The following is a 17,368-nucleotide window of genomic DNA, read 5'->3' as shown; positions in this document are numbered from 1 at the left end:
GCCTCAGGCGGGCGACGCCGAGACCACCACGTTCTTCCCCCACGGGTCTTCCGTGTAGCAGCTGATCAGGACCAGGCGGCTGGGCACCATGTCCCAAATGGGGCTGTCTTTAAGACTGTCCTTGACGTAAGTGGTGACGCTGTCCACGCGGTATCGGATGGTGCCGGTGTCGGTGACGACGTCGAACGTGTCGCCGACGGCGGCGGCGGAGCTGAGGTGGTTGAAAGGGGCGTCCCGGCCCTCCCAGCTGTGCCCGATGATGTACGTGGTGTTGCCCGACCCGTTGCCGGGAGTCCCGAACGGTGTCAGCCAATACCCGTCCATGGTGGTGGGCGGCACGATCGTCTGGCTTTCGACGGCGGTGCTGTCCGGAGCCAGCGGATGCACGGCCGTGTCCATCGCAGCCTTCGGATAGACGATCCGCTGCGGGGCCGAAGCCTGTGGGAGGACCGGCCCGCTGGCCACGGGTGCTGCTGCGGCTGGCACGGATGCGGTCGGTGCGGCCTGGCCCGAAACAGCCAAGGGCAACGGCAGCTGGATCGACGAGGTTCCGGAAGAGTAGCCGGCAGTGCCGGTTCCCGGTGATGCGGCCCCATGCTGGTCCAGCAGCGGTCCACCGAACGTGAAGGACAGGAAGCCCAGGACACCGCAGGCCAGGATGGCGATGTCTCCACGGTTCAAGCCGCGGGGCCGTTTCGGCACTTCGTGCCGTCCGGTTTGCTTTGCCACGATGCTCCTCAATCCGTTGGTAAATGTGCTTACAGGAAGGGCGCCCCGCCTTGAGTTGGCGGGGCGCCCTGCGTGTCAGCTCGGCCCAGTCCGAGCTGCGGCCTAGTCTGCCTTTGGTTCCAGGGACCTGCGGCGTACGGCCACCAGTGCGCCGGCGCCGAGCATCACGCCCAGGCCCATCAGCCAAGTAGGAGCACTTTCAGCTCCGCCCACTGAGGTCTGCGCGTTGAAGCCCTGGTTGGTGCCCTGGCTGACAGCTGCTGTCCCGGTGCCGGCAGGCGTCTGTACGGTCGCCGCTGCGGCTGGGGTCTGCACGGTGGGGGTAGCTGTTGTGACCGGCGTCTGGACAACGGCTGACGACTCCACCACCGGCGTCTCCACCACGGCCGGCGGGACCAACACGGGCGGGTCCATCACGACAACCGGAGGATCAACTACGACGACGGGTGGATCGACCACGACGACGGGTGGATCGACCACGACGACGGGCGGGTCCACCACGACAACTGGAGGATCAACCACGACGACGGGCGGGTCCACGGGCGGATAGACCGGCGGTTCCTCACCCGGAGGCAGTGGGGCACAGTTGGCGATGTAGGTTATCTTTCCCGCGTTCGTCCAGTTCAGCCCTCCTGGTATGGACGTATTCGGCGGAATGATGTCGGTGGGATGCCCGCCGTGGCCGTTCAGGCCGTTCACATTGAATTGAAGTGCGTCCCAGCCCGTTCCGGTTTGTGCGCCGTCGTGGCAGACGATGACCATATTAGGAGCAGCCACGGCCGGTGCTGTCAGACTGATCAGCCCCAGCCCCATGACCCCCAGTGTTGCTAAGGTACGTTTCATTGTTTTCTCCCCAGGTTGTGTGAAACGGACCATGATGAGGGGGAGTAGCGGTGACTCTGAGTGCCCCAGCAGCACGGTCAGCTTGCTTGTAAATTCAGGCTAGGGCGGCGCACGGGTGTGGTCGCGGGTAGCGGGTACTTGTCTTTTTATTCCTTTGACCTGCGGCGTTACCTGTAGGTACGCGGAAACGGGAGCCCGCTACTGGGTGCAGCCACCCTTGAACGTGGACAGGGCGGCGCCTAACGTTGGAGCATACGAAAGGTGCGTGACCGGCATGGAAATCTACATGTGGTGGCTGGATCTGAATCTGCAAACCAAGGAATGGCTGCGGGAAAACCTCCGTGCGCTGGAACTGCCGTTACCGGTGCTGCAGGGCATCGCCGAAGCCGGCGGCCCGCACCCGGATACCCCGGTGGCTGTGCTCACCGAAGCCGACTGGGATTTCATCGAGACGCAGTCCGAATTCGTCGACTGACGCACCGGCGCCGGCACGGCCACTCCGGGCCCTAACACCCGGAGCAGTCCCCGCGGACCAGTCGACATAGCGATGAAAAGCGTTGCGGGCCTCCGGTCGGGGTGGTTGCATGGGTGCATGGCAACCGCAGAGAACTTTGTCTTAGCAATCGGGACCAAAAAAGGCCTCTGGCTGGCCACCAGCCAGGACCGGAAACATTGGTCCTTCTCCGGCCCGCATTTTCTGATGAGCGAAATCCCCAGCATCGGGATCGACACACGGGACGGCCGTACCCGGATCATGGTGGGCGTCAGGTCCGAGCACTGGGGCCCCACTGTGGCCCACTCCGATGACCTGGGCGCCACCTGGACCGAACCTGAACAGGGCGCCATCACGTTTCCCGAACACACCGGCGCGGCAGTGGAGCGCATCTGGCAGATCTACCCGGACGCAGAGTCGCGGCCAGGGGTGGTATGGGCAGGTGCCGAACCGATCTCGGTCTGGAAATCCACCGACGGCGGCGAGCATTTCGAACTCAACCGCGGGCTCTGGGACCACCCTCATCGCAGCGACTGGGGTGCGGGCTACGGCGGCGCCGCCGCCCACTCCATCGTGGTCAATCCGGCAGGGGACAACGTCCACGTCGCCATGAGCACCGGCGGTGTGTACCGCTCGCTCGACGGCGGTGAGTCCTGGGAGCCCCGCAACAAGGGTATTTCGGCCTACTTCATGCCGGACCCCAATCCTGAGTTCGGCCAGTGCGTCCACAAGATCGCGGCCGATGCTGCGGTGGTCGGACGGCTGTACGCGCAGAATCATCACGGCGTCTACCGCACGGATGACAACGGCGAAAACTGGAACTCCATCGCCGAGGGACTTCCGGCCGACTTCGGTTTTGTGATGCTGACGCACCCCCGCCGGGAAGGAACCGCCTGGGTTGTGCCGCTCAAGGCCGACGGCGAGCGGATCCCGCCCGAAGGGAAGCTTGCCGTGCACCGAACGGACGATGCCGGGGCCACCTGGAAGCGCCTGGACACGGGCCTGCCCGAGGGTGAGTACAACAGTGTGCTTCGTGACGCCGCTGGCGTGGATTCATCCGAGCCGGCCGGCGTCTACTTCGGAACGCGCGGCGGCACGGTGTACGCCAGCGCGGATGAAGGGGAGACGTTTGCTGAGGTTGTCAGCCATCTCCCCGACGTCCTGTGTGTCCGCGCCGCCGTAGTCTCTGCGGCTGGACTGGCGGTTCCGGAAACGGCAGCGGCCCGCGGTGCCTGACATCAGCGTAGTTCTTCCCAGCATCCTCCACCCGCTGGCTGGCGGGCAGTCCATCCTGACTGCGCCCGCCGAAGGGACGGTGACGGTGCGAAGCCTGCTGGATTCGGTGACCGCGGGTTACCCGGTGCTGGCCAGGCGGCTGCGCGACGAAACCGGCGCACTTCGCCGCTACGTGAATATTTACGTTGCCGGTGACGAAGTGCGCCGGCTCCAAGGCTTGGAAACCGAGGTGTCGCCCGGCCAAGAGGTGCTGGTCATCCAGTCGGTGGCCGGAGGTTAAGCCAGGCGGCTCCATAACGGCGGGCAGTCCTAACTGACTACGGCCCGGCGTCGTGGTGCTGATGGTGTGTGGAATGGCGGCGCCCGGTCAAGCGATGCGCCAGACGCTGCATTCGTCCGTATTGATTGCTTTCCGCATGCCGGTGTGGTGGTCCATGATCCAGACAACGCCGATGCCCGGGGCGGTCTCTTGGACGCTGCCTCGGCGGACCACCACGTCGTCATAGCTGGGGCCTACAGAGAGGCGGGCTTCGATTTCATCGCCGCGGTGGAGCTGGTCCAGGGCGCGGACTCTTGCTACATGGGCTCTGGCTTCCTTCAACATGGGTGCCTCCTGGCTGGAGCTGGTGCCTGCGCTTGCCGGCACTTCCAGTGTGGCTGGGCAATGTTGCGCCCTGGTTTCCTCAACGTTAGGAGCCGGTTAGTTCTCCGCGATCGATTCGTTTCCGCTGGCACCACAGGATTCGGCGAATGCCACGCGTCAAACCCCGCCGGGGCCTTCAGCTGGGCATCGTGCCAGTTCAGGCCTACCGCCGAGGGCCCTCCCGGGCAAGAATGGGCACTATGCAACTTCCCGTGATGCCTCCCGTCCCCCCCATGCTCGCCAAGGCCGTCAGCGGGATGCCCGACGGGGCCCTCAGCTATGAGCCCAAGTGGGACGGGTTCCGGTCCATCATCTTCCGTGACGGCGATGAGCTGGAGATCGGCAGCCGCAACGAAAAGCCCATGACCAGGTATTTTCCTGAGCTCGTGGAGGCCCTGAAGGAGAACCTGCCGCCCCGTTGTGTGCTGGACGGCGAGATTGTCCTGGTGGGGGCATCCGGTGACCGGCTGGATTTTGACGCCCTGCAGCAGCGCATCCATCCCGCCGCCAGCCGGGTAAAGCTCCTCGCCGAACGGACTCCGGCCAAGTTCGTGGCCTTTGACCTGCTGGCCCTCGGCGGCGACGACTACACCGGCCGGCCCTTCGCCGAGCGTCGGGCAGCGCTGGAAAAGGCGCTTGCGGGCAGCAAGGCTCCCGTCCACCTCACGGCGGCAACCCAGGACAAAGCGGTCGCTGAACAATGGTTCCAGCAGTTCGAAGGCGCAGGCCTGGACGGGATTGTGGCCAAGCCGCTGGACGGTATCTATCAGCCGGACAAACGCGTGATGTTCAAGGTCAAGCACGAACGTACGGCCGATTGTGTGGTGGCCGGCTACCGCGTGCACAAGAGCGGGCCGGACGTGATCGGCTCGCTGCTGCTGGGCCTGTACAAGGACGACGGCGGCCTGGCCAGCGTGGGAGTGATCGGCGCCTTCCCCATGAAGCGCCGGCAGGAGCTTTTTGCCGAACTGCAGCAACTGGTCACCGACTTTGACGGGCACCCGTGGGCATGGGCCAAGCAGGAGGAAGGCGATCGGACACCGCGGAACGCCGAGGGCAGCCGGTGGAGCGCCGGCAAGGACCTGTCCTTTGTGCCGCTCCGGCCCGAACTGGTGGTGGAGGTCCGGTACGACCATATGGAAGGTGAGCGTTTCCGCCACACTGCCCAGTTCAACCGCTGGCGGCCGGACCGGGACGCCGCATCATGCACCTACGGACAGCTGGAGGAACCGGTCAGCTTCGACCTTGCCTCGGTCCTGGACACCGGACGGCCGTAGGCGCACGGTCCCCGGAAGGCCACCCAAGCCGTCGCCCGCCGTCGTACGATCCTGACCCGATTGCCTCTCCGGTAAACCGGCGGCCGGCTAGCTCTTGCGGGTCTGCCCGAACAGGCATCAAAATGCCCCCAAAATGCGAATCTGAGCGAATTAGCTGCCAGTTCGTGCAAGGCGCCATAGACTCGAGCCAACTACGTCCGTAAGGGAGTTGGCGGTTTGAAACTGGGCATACCGCGGGAACGGCATGAGGGTGAGCAGCGTGTGGCCGCCACGCCGGAAACGGTCAAGCAGCTGGCAGGGCTGGGCCTGGAGGTCCTGATCGAAGCAGGAGCCGGGGCCGCCGCCGGCCATTCTGACCACGATTACGCCGATTCCGGTGCCCGAATCGTCCAGGACCTGGATCCCGGTGACCTCGATGTCCTGGTCCACGTCCGCCCGCTGGAACCCCCGACGGCGGCAGCCCTGAAAAGGGGCACCGTCACCGTTGGCCTGGCGTCGCCGTCGTCCGAGCTCGCCACCGTGCAGGCGCTCGTGGAGGCCGGCGTGACCGCCTTCGCCCTGGAATTGGTGCCCCGCATCTCCAGGGCCCAGTCCATGGATGCGCTCAGCTCCCAGGCCCTGGTGGCTGGCTACCGCTGCGTGCTGGAAGCCGCCATCCGGCTCCCGCGCTTCTTCCCGCTGTACATGACCGCTGCCGGCACCGTCCCGCCGGCCCGGGTGCTGGTGCTTGGCGCCGGGGTTGCCGGGCTGCAGGCCATCGGCACCGCGAAGCGGCTGGGGGCCAGGGTCTCTGCCAACGACATCCGGCCCGCCTCCGCCGACGAGGTCGCGTCGATGGGCGGTACGTTCATCAAACTTGATCTGGAAACGGCGGAGGCATCGGGCGGCTACGCCCGCGAACTCAGCGCCGACCGCGGCGCCCTGCAGCGTGAACTCCTCGCCCCGCACGTCGCCATGGCGGATGTCCTGATCACGACGGCGGCCGTCCCGGGCAGGCGCGCACCGCTCCTCGTTAGCCACCAAATGGTGCAGGGCATGCGCCCCGGCTCCGTCGTGGTCGACCTCGCCGCTGAGTCCGGCGGCAACGTGGAGGGTGCCGTTCCCGGCGAGGACATCCTGGTGCCCACCGCTGACGGTCAGGGCCACGTCACGCTGGTGGGGCTGAAGGATGCGCCGTCCGCGATGGCGCAGGACGCATCGCGGCTGTACGCCAAGAATGTGGCCAACCTGCTCGCACTGATGATCCGGGAAGGCACCGTCGCCCCCGATTTCGCGGACGAGGTGGTAGCCGGAGCGTGCCTGACGCACGACGGCGCGGTGCGGCACCTGCCCACGGCCGAGGCTCTGGCGGCACTTGTGCCTGCCCTGCCCGACCATGCGCCCCGGGTGCAGAACGACAGGGTCCAGACAGAGGGGGGAATCTGATGGACGGCATGAGCCTGCTGACGGTCACCGTGCTGGCGGTGTTTGTGGGCTTCGAGGTGGTTTCCAAGGTGTCGAGTACCCTGCACACCCCGCTGATGTCCGGCGCCAACGCCATCCACGGCATCATCCTGGTGGGCGCCATCATTGTGGCCGGGCAGGCCGCGGACCCGTGGATCCTGGCCGTGGCGCTCCTCGCCGTGGTGCTGGCCACCGCCAACCTGGTGGGCGGCTTTGTGGTGACAGACCGGATGCTGCATATGTTCCGTGCCCGGAAGGACGTCGCCAGCCATGGAGCCCCGGTCCAGGGCGCCCCGCTCCAGGAATCCCCGCTCAAGGAATCCACCGGTAAGGAGGACCCGAAGTGACTCTCCTCGATCCGGTCTGGACCTCGCTTCTCTACCTCGCCGCCGCGGTGTTCTTTATCTTGGCGCTTCGCGGGCTCAGCTCGCCCCGGACCGCCCGCCGCGGCAACCTCATCGGTGCGTTCGGTGCGTTGCTCGCCGTCGTTACGGTCTTCCTTTCCGCCCGGCTGGACAACATCCCCTGGATCATCGGTGCCATCGCGGTGGGGACCGCAGTGGCCGCGCCGGTGGCCCGGCGCGTGCAGATGACCCAGATGCCCCAGCTCGTCGCGCTGTTTAACGGGGTGGGCGGCGGCGCCGCAGCCCTGGTGGCGCTGCTGGAACTCAGCCATACGGCCGACCCCTGGGTCCGCGTCGCAATCGTGTTCACCCTCCTGGTGGGCGCCGTTTCCTTTGCAGGCTCCGGGGTCACTTTCGCCAAACTCCAAGAGCTGATGACCACCCGCCCCGTCGTTTTTCCGGGCCTCCCCGTGGTGATGGCCGCGGTGCTGCTCGCAGCGGTGGGCACCGCCGGCGCCGTCGTCCTGACCGGTTCCCCGGCGCTTGCGGTGCTGCTGATGGTGCTGGGCCTGGCTGCCGGCGCGCTGCTGGTGCTGCCGGTGGGCGGTGCGGACGTGCCCATTGTCATCTCGCTCCTGAACGCGTTCACCGGCCTGGCCGTGGCGGCGTCGGGCGTGGTGTTGGGCAACGTGCTGCTGGTGGTGGCCGGCACGCTGGTGGGCGCATCCGGTACCATCCTCACCCGGGCCATGGCGGCCGCGATGGGCCGCAGCGTGGCCGGCATCCTGTTCGGTGCGTTCAAGGGAGGTTCGACGGCGGGATCCACCGCCGTGAGCGAACGTCCCGTCAGGTCCTCCAGCGCGGAGGACGTCGCGGTGCTTCTGGGCTACGCGCAGCGGGTGATCATCGTCCCCGGCTACGGCCTGGCCGTGGCCCAGGGCCAGCACACCGCGGCCGAGCTGGCCCTGGCACTCGAGGCCCGCGGCATCGAGGTGGACTTCGCCATCCATCCCGTGGCCGGCCGCATGCCCGGGCATATGAACGTGCTCCTGGCCGAGGCCAACGTGCCGTACGAATCACTCAAGGAGATGGGCGAGATCAACTCCGAATTCCGCATGGCCGACGTCGCTTTGGTGGTGGGCGCCAATGACGTAGTGAACCCGGCAGCGAAGACGTCCTCCGGCTCGCCGATCTACGGCATGCCCATCCTGGAAGTGGCCGACGCCCGCCAGGTGATCTTCCTGAAACGCTCCATGCGGCCCGGTTTCGCCGGAATCGAGAACGAGCTCCTGTACGAGCCGCAGACCTCGCTGCTCTTTGGCGACGCCAAGGATTCACTCGCCAAGGTGCTGGGCGCGGTGAAAGCGCTGTAACGAAGTACGCTGTCCCCAGGCCCACATTCCCATGTCAGCGAAGGACACCATGACAGCCAACAGCTCCACTTCCCTCAAGCGCCCGGCCATCATCATCAACCCTGCCAAGCCGGTGGACATCGACGTGCGTGCCCTGGCGGCGAAGCACTGCTCGGAGAACGGCTGGGGTGAGCCCATCTGGCTGGAGACCACCAAGGAGGACCCCGGCGTCGGCCAGGCGAAGGAGGCACTCTCGCAAGGGGCCGACGTCGTTATTGCCGCCGGCGGCGACGGTACCGTGCGGTGTGTGGCCGAGGTCCTGTCCGGCGGCGACGTGCCCATGGGGTTGCTTCCGTTTGGCACGGGAAACCTGCTGGCCCGCAACCTCGGCATGGACGTCACGGACTTTGACGGTGCCATGGCGGGGGCGCTGGTGGGCACCGAACGGAAGATAGACGTGGTCCGGGCCGTCCGCAATGACCCGGACAAGGAGCAGGTCTTCCTGGTGATGGCCGGCGTGGGCTACGACGCGACCATCATGGCGGATACCAACGAGGACCTCAAGGACAAGGTGGGCTGGCTGGCGTACGTTGACGCCGGCATCCGGAACCTGCCGGGCAAGCCGGTGAAGGCGACCATCGTGATCGACGGCAAGGACGTGGTGCACCGCGGCGTCCGCAGCGTAATGGTGGGCAACTGCGGCAAGGTCCAGGGCGGACTCGAGATCTTCCCGGACGCAAAGATGGACGACGGGCTGCTGGACGTCGCGGTGCTGGCCCCGAGGGGGAAGCTCGGGTGGTTCTCCGTGATCGCCGGCATGATCGGCAAGGGCCGCGGAAAGGACACGTCCGTGGAGTACTACCAGGGCAAATCCGTGGAGATCACCCTCGAACACAACGATGACTACCAGCTCGACGGCGACCACGAAGGCGACGGCAAGCACGTCCTGATGACCCTTGAGCCCGGCGCGCTGACCATCCGGATGTAGCCCAACCAGGCTGCTGGAACAGCAAGCCACTGACCTGCTGCCTGGCCGTTAGCCGGCCAGCAGCCTGCCCCACCTCGGTGCGAGCAAGGGGGACCCGGCAAGTTTGAGGCAGTGCCACAGCGTCACGGCCACGGAGTCCAGCACCGGAACTCCGGTTTCTGCCTCCACTTCCGCCGCGATGTTGGCGCCGTACAGGTTGGTGCAGAGGTAGACCAGGGCGTCCGGACGGGCTGCGGCCAGCTCCAGCGACCCCGGCCGCATCTCGTCGTCCGTGACCCGGGCGAACGACTCGTTGTCGCTCAGCCCCAGGGCGCGGTGGCCGATGGTCTTGATCCCGTCCCGCTGGTAGGAGTCCATAACCGCGCGGTTGACGTCCTCCGTGTACGGCGTGAAAAGCCCTATCCGCTCTGTGCCGAAGGACTCGAAAGCCTCCAGATAGGCCAGCGTGGACGTGGTGGCCGGGATGCCCGTCGCGTCCGTGATTTCGCCGGCCAGCTCCCGATCGTGGTCCGCGCCGAGCCAGGAGCCGGCCGTGCCGTTCCAGGCGATGACATCCACATCGGCCGTTGCCAGCAGCTCGGCGGCGGTGCGCATAACCGCGGGGTCGAACTGCTTGTCCGAGGAGTCATCCAGGGCGATCCGGGTGACGGGGATCCGGGTGAAATGGATGGTGACGTCGTCCCGGTCGCCCAGGATGCGGTAGCTCTGCGGCTCCAGGCAGGTGTTGGAGGACGGCACGATCATGCCGATGCGGGTCTTGCGTGCTGCGGAAGGCATGGCTGCTCCTACTTTGCTGCGGAGAGGGTTGCGGGGGTGGTGGCGCGGGCGGAATCCGCGGCGGACGCGAGATGTTCGCGGAAGCCGTTGCGGGCCACGAAACGCCCCACGGCGCCGGGATCGTGGAAGCCGGCACCGTCGAGCACCACCCGCCCGGCGGACACCACGACGGCGGGCCAGCCGGTGAGCGTCCGGCCGTCGAACGGCGAGAAATCAGTGCCCATGTGCAGCGCGCCGCCGTCGACCGTCCGTTCCTTGGCGGGGTCGAAGATCACCAGGTCGGCGTCGAAGCCTTCGGCGATGGTCCCCTTGCCGGGGACCGCGTTGATGCGGGCCGGACCCGCGGCGAAGACTTCTACGAATTCTTCCACCGAGCTGCCGGCGGAAGCCATGGCCGTGAAGGTGACGGGCATCCGGGTTTCCACACCGGGCAGACCGTGCGGCATGGCGCGGACGTCGTCCGTGCGCTCGCGCTTCTGGGAAAGGTCGTAGCAGGAGTGGTCCGAGGCGACGGTGTGGATGGCGCCGCCGGCCAGCCGTTCCTTGAGTGCGGCCACGGTTTCGGGGCTGCGCATTGGCGGGCAGCAGGCGTACCACTCCGGGAACGCTGACCCGTACACCGTGTCATCGAGGGTGAGGTAGTGCGGGCACGTCTCGGAATAGGCTTCCTGTCCGCGGGCACGTGCCTCGGTGACCAGATCCACGGCGCCCGGCGTGGACTGGTGTACGAAGTACACGGGGGCCTGGGTGTACTCGGCCATGGCCAGGGTTTCCTTGACCGAGATTTCCTCGGCGAGTTCCGGCCGAGTGCGGTGCAGGTGTTCGATACCGATCCTGCCGTCGTCGGCGTGCTGCTGCGTGCAGTCGCTGATGATGGGGTCGTGTTCGGCGTGGATGTAGGTGAGGCCGTCGAGCCGGACCATCTCGCGCATGACCTTCAGGATGGTGTCCCCGTCCGCCATGGTGCTGCCGCGGTTGGTGGTGTACATCTTGACGGACCGGACGCCCTCGGCGGCGAGCTGCTCCAGCTGCCACGGCACGGTTTCGTCCCAGCTCACCACCGCACCGTGTAGGGCAACGTCGCAGCGGGACTCAACGGCGAGTTCCTTCTTGTGCAGGACGGCGGCCAGTGGGGTTTCCTGGGCGTCCCGGGGGATGCCAAAGTCGATGATCGTGGTGGTGCCGCCCCACAGTGCCGCGGTCGAAGTGGTGCGGTAGTCGTCGAGGGTGCGGAAGCGTCCGGTCACCTGGGCCACATGGCAGTGGCCGTCCACGCCGCCGGGAATCACCAGCCGGCCGGCGGCGTCGATGGTGCGTTCGGCGGCGGGTATGGCTTCCGAGGCTTCCACGAGTTGGGTGATCAGGCCGTCCTGGATCACGACGTGGGCGTTCTGGCGGCCGAAGCTGTTAACTACTGTGGCGTTGGCGATGACAAGGTCGGGCTGGCGGGACATCGGGGTCCTCCTAAAGCTGTGAAGCGGCGTGTGCGGACTGGGCGGCGGCCATGGCGGCGTCGAGGTTTTCGGAGAGGCCGTTGCGGGCCTTGACCGGCGGCGGCGCGAAGGCCCCGGCCCGGTGCGGTCCGGACTGAAGCCCGACGACGGCCTCCGCGATGCGGATGCCGGCTGAGATGCCGTCCACCACCGGAACCGGGATCTGGCCCCGAAGTTCGCGGGCCAGCCCGGCAAGGGGCGCCCCTGCGAGGATCACGACGTCGGCGCCGTCCTCGGTCACGGCCTGCCGGCTGAGTGCCAGCAGCGTTTCCTTGAAGTCGTGCTGCACGGACCCGATGCCGTTGAGGCTTTCGTTGATGGAGCGGATGGAGGCCAACCGGCCGCCGAGGCCGAAGCGTTCCACGCAGTCCAAGTACCAGGGTTTGATCCGGTCCGAGATGGCGATGATGGAGAAACGGTGGCCCTGCAGTGCAGCGGCGCACAGGGCGGCTTCCGTAATGCCGATGACGGGCACGTCAGTGAGCTCCTTCAGGGCAGGCAGGCCCGGATCGCCGAAGGCCGCCACGACAACACCGTCGATGCGGTCCCCGCGTGAGGCGCCGTCAGAGATGGTGCTGCTGGCAGCGTCTGCGGTGTATTCGGCGATGACCTCTGCCACGGCGCCGGCGGCGATCAGGGACTCAAAGCGGGTTTCGATGTATTCGACGCCGTGCCCTGCCGTGCGGACCACGAGTTCGGTGTCCGGTGCGGCCGAGCGGAGGGCTTCGGATTCAATCAGGGCCGTAACGTCGTGGCTGATATTGGGGTTGATGATAAGGAGTTTCATTTTTTCTTCCGGTGAAGAGCGGGTTCTGTTTTCTGGAAGTCGTCGGGGAACTGCTCGCGGTACTTGCCGATGTGCGACGCAGACTGGGCCGCGGCACGGTCCGGATCGCCGCTGGCAATGGCGCCGGACAATTCCCGGTGTTCCTGGATCAGTTCGGGCAGGTCGCTGACGTGCCGGAACAGCCAGTGCATGCGGCCCTGCAGCGGTTCCAGTGCGGATTTGAGGAAGCCGTTGTCCGCGATCCGGGTGATGGCGTCGTGGAATTCGCTGTTGGCCCGGTGGGCTTCCATGACGGCGCCCTTGGCGAGGCAGCGTTCGGCCTCCTCCAGCAGGCCGTCAAGGTAGCCCAAGTCCTCCGGTGTTGCGCGGACGGCGGCAAGCCGGCAGGCCAGCACCTCCAGTGACTGCCGGACGTCGAAGAGATCCTCCACGTCCTTGGGGCTGAGTGAGCTGACCTCGGCTCCGCGGGCTCCCCGGTCGCTGAGGAGGCCCTCCTGGCGCAGCATCCGGAGCGCCTCGCGGACCGGCAGCCGGGAGACATTGAACTCGGCTGCGAGGTCACGCTCCACCAGCCGTGTGCCGGGAGCGTAATGCCCTTCAAAGATCCTGGTGCGGAGGGTGTCCCGGACAGTCTCGCGGAGGGGGCGTTCCTTGTCCTGGGTCTCTGCGGCGGTAAGCATGGTGCTCCATTCGGATTCTTTGGTGACGTTACGCTCCCGGCGGCCGGAAGATGGTGCTGTGGCCTAGCTTAGGGCGGGCCGGCCTGGACGGTTGTCCTATACAGGTGGCCTAGACGGGAAGCCGCTTGTTGTAGTTCAACGTCAGGACAGAGGCGCCCATAATGATTGCGGATCCCACGAAGTACAGCAGAGCCCACGTGTAGGAGCCGGTCGCCCCGACGATCAGGCCCACGGCTATCGGCGTGACGAAACCGGCGATGTTACCGCTGAAGTTCATGGCGCCGCCCAGGACACCGGCGTTCGTCCGGCCGCCCAAGATAGAGGGGATGCTCCAAAACAGGCCCACCCAGCGGAGGAAGAACATGACCACGGACAGGAGGACTACAGCGGTCGTCGAATCGGCAACGATGGTAACTCCGATGAGGCCGCCGATTACTACGATGCTGGAGATACCGAGAAGGGTCCGCATAACGAGGTTGGCCGAAGCTCCGGAGTTGCGCCATTTGTCGGCGATGGTGCCGCCCAGGATTTCCCCGACGAATCCGGCCCCGAAGATCACGAAGGTGGACCAGCCGATGGTCTTGAGGTCAAAGCCCTTGGCCTGGGCGAGGTAGAGCGGGCCCCAGGTGAGCAGGCCGTAGAACACGCCGTTGAAGCCCAGCCATCCGAAGCACATGGCCCAAAAGGAACGGAACTTCAGGTAGGGGAGCAGGGCACGCTTCCCCTGGCTGCCGTCGAGTGCGGCTTCGGCGTCCTCGGCCGCGTGGGAGGCCTCAAGGTATTCCGCCTCGGCGGCGTTGACTCCGCGGTGCTGGCGCGGGTTGTCGCGAACGTACCACCAGACGGCGAGGCCCATGAGCACGGTCGCGGCGCCCGCGATGATGAAGGAACTCCGCCAGCTGCCCGTCGATGCGATCAGGCCCGCGATGAGGATGCCGCCCAGCCCCGCGCCCAAGGGAGCTCCGGCGTCAAGTATGGTGGCGCCGCGGCCGCGTTCGGATTTGTGCATCCAGATGGCGTTCAGCTTACCGCCGGCCGGCATGACGCCGGCCTCGGTGACCCCGATGCCCAGCCGGGCGATGAACATGCTGAGGAACCCGCCGGCCAGGCCGGAGGCAGCCGTCGCGGCGCCCCAGCCGACGCAGGACGCGGTCATCACTTTGCGGGGGCCGAACTTGTCGATCAGCCAGCCGACCGGGATCTGCATCAGGGCGTAGGTCCAGAAGAAGGCCGAGAGCAGGAGGCCCACGAGCTCCGGGGGCATGTTGAATTCCTTCTGGATGATGGGCAGGGCGACCGAGATGGATCCCCGGTCGATGTAGTTCACGGAGACGAGGACCAGCAGGAGCAGGAACATTTTCCAGCGGACGCTGGTGCGACGTTGCATCCCGTCCTTTTGCTGTTCGCCGCTGGTCGCGGGGTTCAAGGTGCCGTCAGCGGTTACTGTTTCGGTGTTCGGAATAGACACAGCTTCTCCTTCACGGGGAAGTTACGGATGGGGAACGGAGAGATCCGGAATTTGGAAAGTATGGCCCGCGGGTGTGCGGGTGATAGAAGAATGTGGCTCCGGATTGCGCGGTGGGAAGCGCCGGAAAATGTCTTGAATCTTTTGGGATCCCGTTTTGGGATCCCAAAATTAAAGATAGAAGTGACCCGCGCCACTGTCAAGGCTTTTCTTCAATTGCGCCGGTGTGGGCCTTAAAAACGGATTGTGACTGGCTGCGCTGCGGCATGGAGAAGTGTGGTTCGACCTTCCCCATGCCGGGTCAGGTCCGACGGCGGCCAAGTGCCGGGGCCCTTGTGCCTGGGCGCTAGCGGGAGTTTCGTGGCTAACGGATTCCCGGAGTCGAAAAGATCGGGCCAAACTCATAATTTCCGTCGCTGACCCGCGCGTTTAGGCGTGTCGGTCGTGGACGGGCGTGATCGAACCGTGTTGGACCTAAAGTATGGCAAGCGTGCATGGGAAGACGATCAACGGGCAAACGTACTATTACCTGCGTGAAGTCGCCCGGGTCGATGGCAAACCCAAGATCGTCTCGCAGCGGTATCTGGGCAAGGCCGAAGACATCGCCGAGGCAATGGAAGGCGCCTCGGGCATGCCGGCACGCACCAGGCCGCTGGCCTTCGGTGACGGCCGATCAGCAACTGCGTTCCGTGAGCAGGTCCTCCAGAGGCTGGCCCGGCACGGAGTCGCGCTCCTGATGCTCCGGGAAATTCCGAGCCCCATATGTAATGCCGTGCGGCTCCACCATCGGCCCGATCACCGCCACGCGTCTGGGGATCAGGACCGTTGATGTTGGTGCGCCGCTGCTGTCCATGCACTCGGCCTGCGACCTCTGCGGCCTCGGGGATCCGCACCGGCTGGCGAAGGTGGCCGGGCTGTTTTTCCGGACCGCGGCGTAGGCTCCGATCCGGGACTGAGATTTCCGCCTCGTTTCATAATTGCCCGGCGGAAAACTTTCCTTGCTTTCTGGTGTTCCCGGCTGTGAGGATGTCCGGTTTCGCCTGACGTAATCTGTGTAACTGCATAGGAGGTCAGCGCTGGCGTGCGGTCTAGGGTGAAACAAGAATGTGGTCCGAGACACAGAATTGCTGAACCGATCCGGACCCGGAAACCAACCAAAGGACGGCGCATCAATGCACGCTGACCAGCAGCTCTCAAAATCACTGAAACCACGGCACCTGTCCATGATCGCCATTGCCGGCGTGATCGGGGCGGGGCTGTTTGTGGGGTCCGGCGCGGCCATCCAGCAGGCGGGCCCGGGCATCCTGATCGCCTACATGGCCGCCGGTCTGGTGGTCATACTGGTGATGCGGATGCTGGGGGAAATGGCCGCTGCCAACCCGGAAACCGGCTCGTTCTCTACCTATGCGGACAAGGCACTGGGCCGCTGGGCCGGATTCAGCATCGGCTGGCTGTACGCCTGGTTCTGGATCATTGTGCTGGGAATCGAAGCGACGGCCGGTGCAGCCATCATGCACCGCTGGGTGCCCGGCATTGATCAGTGGGTCTGGGCCCTGTTGCTTATGGTGCTGCTGACACTCACCAACCTGGGTTCGGTGAAGTCGTTCGGCGAATTCGAGTTCTGGTTTGCCTCCATCAAGGTGACCGCCATCGCGCTGTTCCTGCTCTTCGGCATCGCCGCCATCCTCGGCCTGGTTCCCGGTGTTCCGGCGCCGGGACTCAGCAATCTGACAGGAAACGGCGGCTTCCTACCCAACGGGCCTGGGGCCGTGCTGGCGGGCATCCTGGTGGTGGTGTTCTCCTTCTTCGGAGCAGAAATCGCCACCATTGCCGCCGGAGAATCCGAGAACCCGGTGGACGCCGTCAAGAAGGCAGTGAAGTCCACTGTGTGGCGCATTCTGGTCTTCTACATCGGTTCCATCGCCATTGTGGTTACCCTGCTGCCGTGGAACTCCGCCAACGTGGCCAAGAGCCCGTATGTTGCCGTTATCGAGCTGTTCGGTATCCCCGGGGCCGGCACCATCATGGACATTGTGGTGCTGACGTCCGTGCTTTCCTGCCTCAACTCAGGCCTGTATACGGCGAGCCGTATGCTGTTCTCCCTGTCCCGGCGAGGCGATGCGCCCAAGTCATGGATGAAGATCTCCAAGCGCGGCGTTCCGGCTGCTGCCGTGCTGGCCTCCACCGTGGTCGGCTTTGTCACTGTGGGGCTTAACTACGTGGCACCGGACACTGTTTTCCTCTTCCTGGTGAACACCTCCGGCGCCATCGCGTTGTTCGTCTGGCTGGTGATCGCCGCCTCGCAGCTGATCCTGCGCCGCCGGATGGGTGCGGCGGCCAAGGACCTGGCCCTGAAAATGTGGCTCTTCCCCTATCTGACGTGGATTGCCATTGCCAGCATCGCTGCCCTGATCATCGGCATGCTGATCCTGGAAGCAACCCGCGAATCGCTGCTGCTTTCGGTTGCACTGGCTGCCATAGTGGTGGGCATCGGGGTGTGGCGCTACCGGAAGGGTGGCACAGCGGCCGTTTCGGCAGCTGCGGCCGACGCCTCTGAGGTAGCTGGGGCGGAAACCGAAGCGGTCGGCGCAGGCGCGGGCCCGGCGTCGTAATTTCCCCGGCTTTGAGGCGTCCGTGCGGCGAGTCGCCTCAACCCGCCCGGGTTTATGGTGCGTTCTGAGCCAAAAGTGGGTAGATTCCGGCGGCGCAATCGGCCGTAAGGACACCTGGGCTGGTTTGAACGTGAACGGATCCGGGCACTTGGATCTGCCCCGTCCAGGGAAGCCCGCCACGGAGATGGGGTAATCCGGGGCAGCCA

General features: G+C 65.8%; 18 protein-coding genes and 1 pseudogene. 11 read left to right on the top strand and 8 right to left on the bottom strand.

Annotated elements, in window-relative coordinates; genetic code table 11:
* Nucleotides 1-3: 3 nt before the first annotated feature.
* Nucleotides 4-729, bottom strand: coding sequence for a class F sortase (locus ACQCS0_RS00665; protein ID WP_354155638.1), 726 nt, complete (start codon nt 727-729; stop codon nt 4-6).
* Nucleotides 730-831: 102 nt separating this feature from the next.
* On the bottom strand, nt 832-1,572 hold the full coding sequence (locus tag ACQCS0_RS00660) for a hypothetical protein (protein WP_354155639.1): 741 nt from the start codon (nt 1,570-1,572) through the stop codon (nt 832-834).
* 274 nt (nt 1,573-1,846) lie between these two features.
* Here ACQCS0_RS00660 and ACQCS0_RS00655 point away from each other — a divergent pair, with 274 nt between their 5' ends.
* The 3 genes from ACQCS0_RS00655 to ACQCS0_RS00645 all read left to right on the top strand — a co-directional run bounded on the left by ACQCS0_RS00655 (nt 1,847) and on the right by ACQCS0_RS00645 (nt 3,581).
* The gene (locus tag ACQCS0_RS00655; RefSeq protein ID WP_282330364.1) at nt 1,847-2,047 is read left to right on the top strand and encodes a hypothetical protein; all 201 of its coding nucleotides are present in this window, start codon (nt 1,847-1,849) and stop codon (nt 2,045-2,047) included.
* A gap of 117 nt (nt 2,048-2,164) precedes the next feature.
* Nucleotides 2,165-3,301 (top strand): exo-alpha-sialidase, encoded by a 1,137-nt coding sequence (locus tag ACQCS0_RS00650; RefSeq protein WP_354155640.1) that lies wholly within the window; start codon nt 2,165-2,167, stop codon nt 3,299-3,301.
* Complete coding sequence (locus tag ACQCS0_RS00645) at nt 3,294-3,581, top strand: MoaD/ThiS family protein (protein WP_354155641.1); 288 nt, start codon at nt 3,294-3,296, stop codon at nt 3,579-3,581. Before ACQCS0_RS00650 ends, ACQCS0_RS00645 begins: the two co-directional genes overlap by 8 nt.
* Before the next feature lie 87 nt (nt 3,582-3,668).
* Here ACQCS0_RS00645 and ACQCS0_RS00640 read toward each other — a convergent pair whose 3' ends face one another.
* Complete coding sequence (locus ACQCS0_RS00640) at nt 3,669-3,905, bottom strand: hypothetical protein (RefSeq protein WP_354155642.1); 237 nt, start codon at nt 3,903-3,905, stop codon at nt 3,669-3,671.
* 239 nt (nt 3,906-4,144) lie between these two features.
* Between ACQCS0_RS00640 and ACQCS0_RS00635 the strand changes: the two genes are divergently transcribed.
* From ACQCS0_RS00635 to ACQCS0_RS00615, 5 genes are all read left to right on the top strand, one after another.
* Entirely contained in the window at nt 4,145-5,221 is a 1,077-nt protein-coding gene (locus ACQCS0_RS00635) for an ATP-dependent DNA ligase (RefSeq protein WP_354223359.1), read from the top strand.
* Between the two features lie 216 nt (nt 5,222-5,437).
* Nucleotides 5,438-6,646, top strand: coding sequence for a Re/Si-specific NAD(P)(+) transhydrogenase subunit alpha (locus ACQCS0_RS00630; RefSeq protein ID WP_354155644.1), 1,209 nt, complete (start codon nt 5,438-5,440; stop codon nt 6,644-6,646).
* The gene (locus ACQCS0_RS00625; protein WP_354155645.1) at nt 6,646-7,011 is read left to right on the top strand and encodes an NAD(P) transhydrogenase subunit alpha; all 366 of its coding nucleotides are present in this window, start codon (nt 6,646-6,648) and stop codon (nt 7,009-7,011) included. Before ACQCS0_RS00630 ends, ACQCS0_RS00625 begins: the two co-directional genes overlap by 1 nt.
* A complete protein-coding gene (locus ACQCS0_RS00620) occupies nt 7,008-8,381 on the top strand; it encodes an NAD(P)(+) transhydrogenase (Re/Si-specific) subunit beta (RefSeq protein ID WP_354155646.1) in 1,374 nt (457 codons plus the stop codon). Before ACQCS0_RS00625 ends, ACQCS0_RS00620 begins: the two co-directional genes overlap by 4 nt.
* A 49-nt stretch (nt 8,382-8,430) precedes the next feature.
* Nucleotides 8,431-9,348, top strand: a complete 918-nt coding sequence (locus ACQCS0_RS00615; protein ID WP_354155647.1) for a diacylglycerol kinase family protein — start codon at nt 8,431-8,433, stop codon at nt 9,346-9,348.
* A gap of 48 nt (nt 9,349-9,396) precedes the next feature.
* On the opposite strand, the gene ACQCS0_RS00610 is transcribed toward ACQCS0_RS00615, so the two are convergent.
* From ACQCS0_RS00610 to ACQCS0_RS00590, 5 genes are all read right to left on the bottom strand, one after another.
* A complete protein-coding gene (locus ACQCS0_RS00610) occupies nt 9,397-10,125 on the bottom strand; it encodes an aspartate/glutamate racemase family protein (protein WP_354155648.1) in 729 nt (242 codons plus the stop codon).
* An 8-nt stretch (nt 10,126-10,133) separates the two neighbouring features.
* Nucleotides 10,134-11,579 (bottom strand): amidohydrolase family protein, encoded by a 1,446-nt coding sequence (locus ACQCS0_RS00605; protein ID WP_354155649.1) that lies wholly within the window; start codon nt 11,577-11,579, stop codon nt 10,134-10,136.
* A gap of 10 nt (nt 11,580-11,589) precedes the next feature.
* Nucleotides 11,590-12,405: an aspartate/glutamate racemase family protein gene (locus ACQCS0_RS00600; protein WP_354155650.1), complete on the bottom strand. Its 816-nt coding sequence runs from the start codon at nt 12,403-12,405 to the stop codon at nt 11,590-11,592.
* Entirely contained in the window at nt 12,402-13,085 is a 684-nt protein-coding gene (locus ACQCS0_RS00595; protein ID WP_354155651.1) for a GntR family transcriptional regulator, read from the bottom strand. Before ACQCS0_RS00595 ends, ACQCS0_RS00600 begins: the two co-directional genes overlap by 4 nt.
* A 109-nt stretch (nt 13,086-13,194) precedes the next feature.
* Complete coding sequence (locus ACQCS0_RS00590) at nt 13,195-14,553, bottom strand: MFS transporter (RefSeq protein ID WP_354155652.1); 1,359 nt, start codon at nt 14,551-14,553, stop codon at nt 13,195-13,197.
* 487 nt (nt 14,554-15,040) lie between these two features.
* Here ACQCS0_RS00590 and ACQCS0_RS00585 point away from each other — a divergent pair, with 487 nt between their 5' ends.
* The 3 genes and pseudogenes from ACQCS0_RS00585 (at nt 15,041) to ACQCS0_RS00575 (ending at nt 17,162) form a co-directional block, all read left to right on the top strand.
* On the top strand, nt 15,041-15,379 hold the full coding sequence (locus ACQCS0_RS00585) for a hypothetical protein (RefSeq protein ID WP_354155653.1): 339 nt from the start codon (nt 15,041-15,043) through the stop codon (nt 15,377-15,379).
* A pseudogene (locus ACQCS0_RS00580) lies at nt 15,315-15,488 on the top strand (M18 family aminopeptidase); the annotation flags it as partial. The gene ACQCS0_RS00585 and the pseudogene ACQCS0_RS00580, both read left to right, overlap by 65 nt.
* Nucleotides 15,489-15,722: 234 nt before the next feature.
* Entirely contained in the window at nt 15,723-17,162 is a 1,440-nt protein-coding gene (locus tag ACQCS0_RS00575; RefSeq protein ID WP_354155654.1) for an amino acid permease, read from the top strand.
* Nucleotides 17,163-17,368 lie beyond the last annotated feature (206 nt).

It is taken from the genome of Pseudarthrobacter sp. S6 (assembly GCF_050156575.1).
In the GTDB taxonomy this organism is placed as follows: Bacteria; Actinomycetota; Actinomycetes; order Actinomycetales; family Micrococcaceae; genus Arthrobacter.
Note: the sequence above shows the minus strand (reverse complement) of the source record. Positions and strands in the feature narration are given on the sequence as shown.

What these genes read in the sequence shown, in the direction of transcription:
- ACQCS0_RS00615 (WP_354155647.1), top strand. Translation starts at nt 8,431, where the DNA reads ATGACAGCCAACAGCTCCACTTCCCTCAAGCGCCCGGCCATCATCATC.
- ACQCS0_RS00625 (WP_354155645.1), top strand. Translation starts at nt 6,646, where the DNA reads ATGGACGGCATGAGCCTGCTGACGGTCACCGTGCTGGCGGTGTTTGTG.
- ACQCS0_RS00640 (WP_354155642.1), bottom strand. Translation starts at nt 3,905, where the DNA reads ATGTTGAAGGAAGCCAGAGCCCATGTAGCAAGAGTCCGCGCCCTGGAC.
- ACQCS0_RS00635 (WP_354223359.1), top strand. Translation starts at nt 4,145, where the DNA reads ATGCAACTTCCCGTGATGCCTCCCGTCCCCCCCATGCTCGCCAAGGCC.
- ACQCS0_RS00655 (WP_282330364.1), top strand. Translation starts at nt 1,847, where the DNA reads ATGGAAATCTACATGTGGTGGCTGGATCTGAATCTGCAAACCAAGGAA.
- ACQCS0_RS00650 (WP_354155640.1), top strand. Translation starts at nt 2,165, where the DNA reads ATGGCAACCGCAGAGAACTTTGTCTTAGCAATCGGGACCAAAAAAGGC.
- ACQCS0_RS00575 (WP_354155654.1), top strand. Translation starts at nt 15,723, where the DNA reads ATGCACGCTGACCAGCAGCTCTCAAAATCACTGAAACCACGGCACCTG.
- ACQCS0_RS00595 (WP_354155651.1), bottom strand. Translation starts at nt 13,085, where the DNA reads ATGCTTACCGCCGCAGAGACCCAGGACAAGGAACGCCCCCTCCGCGAG.
- ACQCS0_RS00605 (WP_354155649.1), bottom strand. Translation starts at nt 11,579, where the DNA reads ATGTCCCGCCAGCCCGACCTTGTCATCGCCAACGCCACAGTAGTTAAC.
- ACQCS0_RS00600 (WP_354155650.1), bottom strand. Translation starts at nt 12,405, where the DNA reads ATGAAACTCCTTATCATCAACCCCAATATCAGCCACGACGTTACGGCC.
- ACQCS0_RS00610 (WP_354155648.1), bottom strand. Translation starts at nt 10,125, where the DNA reads ATGCCTTCCGCAGCACGCAAGACCCGCATCGGCATGATCGTGCCGTCC.
- ACQCS0_RS00660 (WP_354155639.1), bottom strand. Translation starts at nt 1,572, where the DNA reads ATGAAACGTACCTTAGCAACACTGGGGGTCATGGGGCTGGGGCTGATC.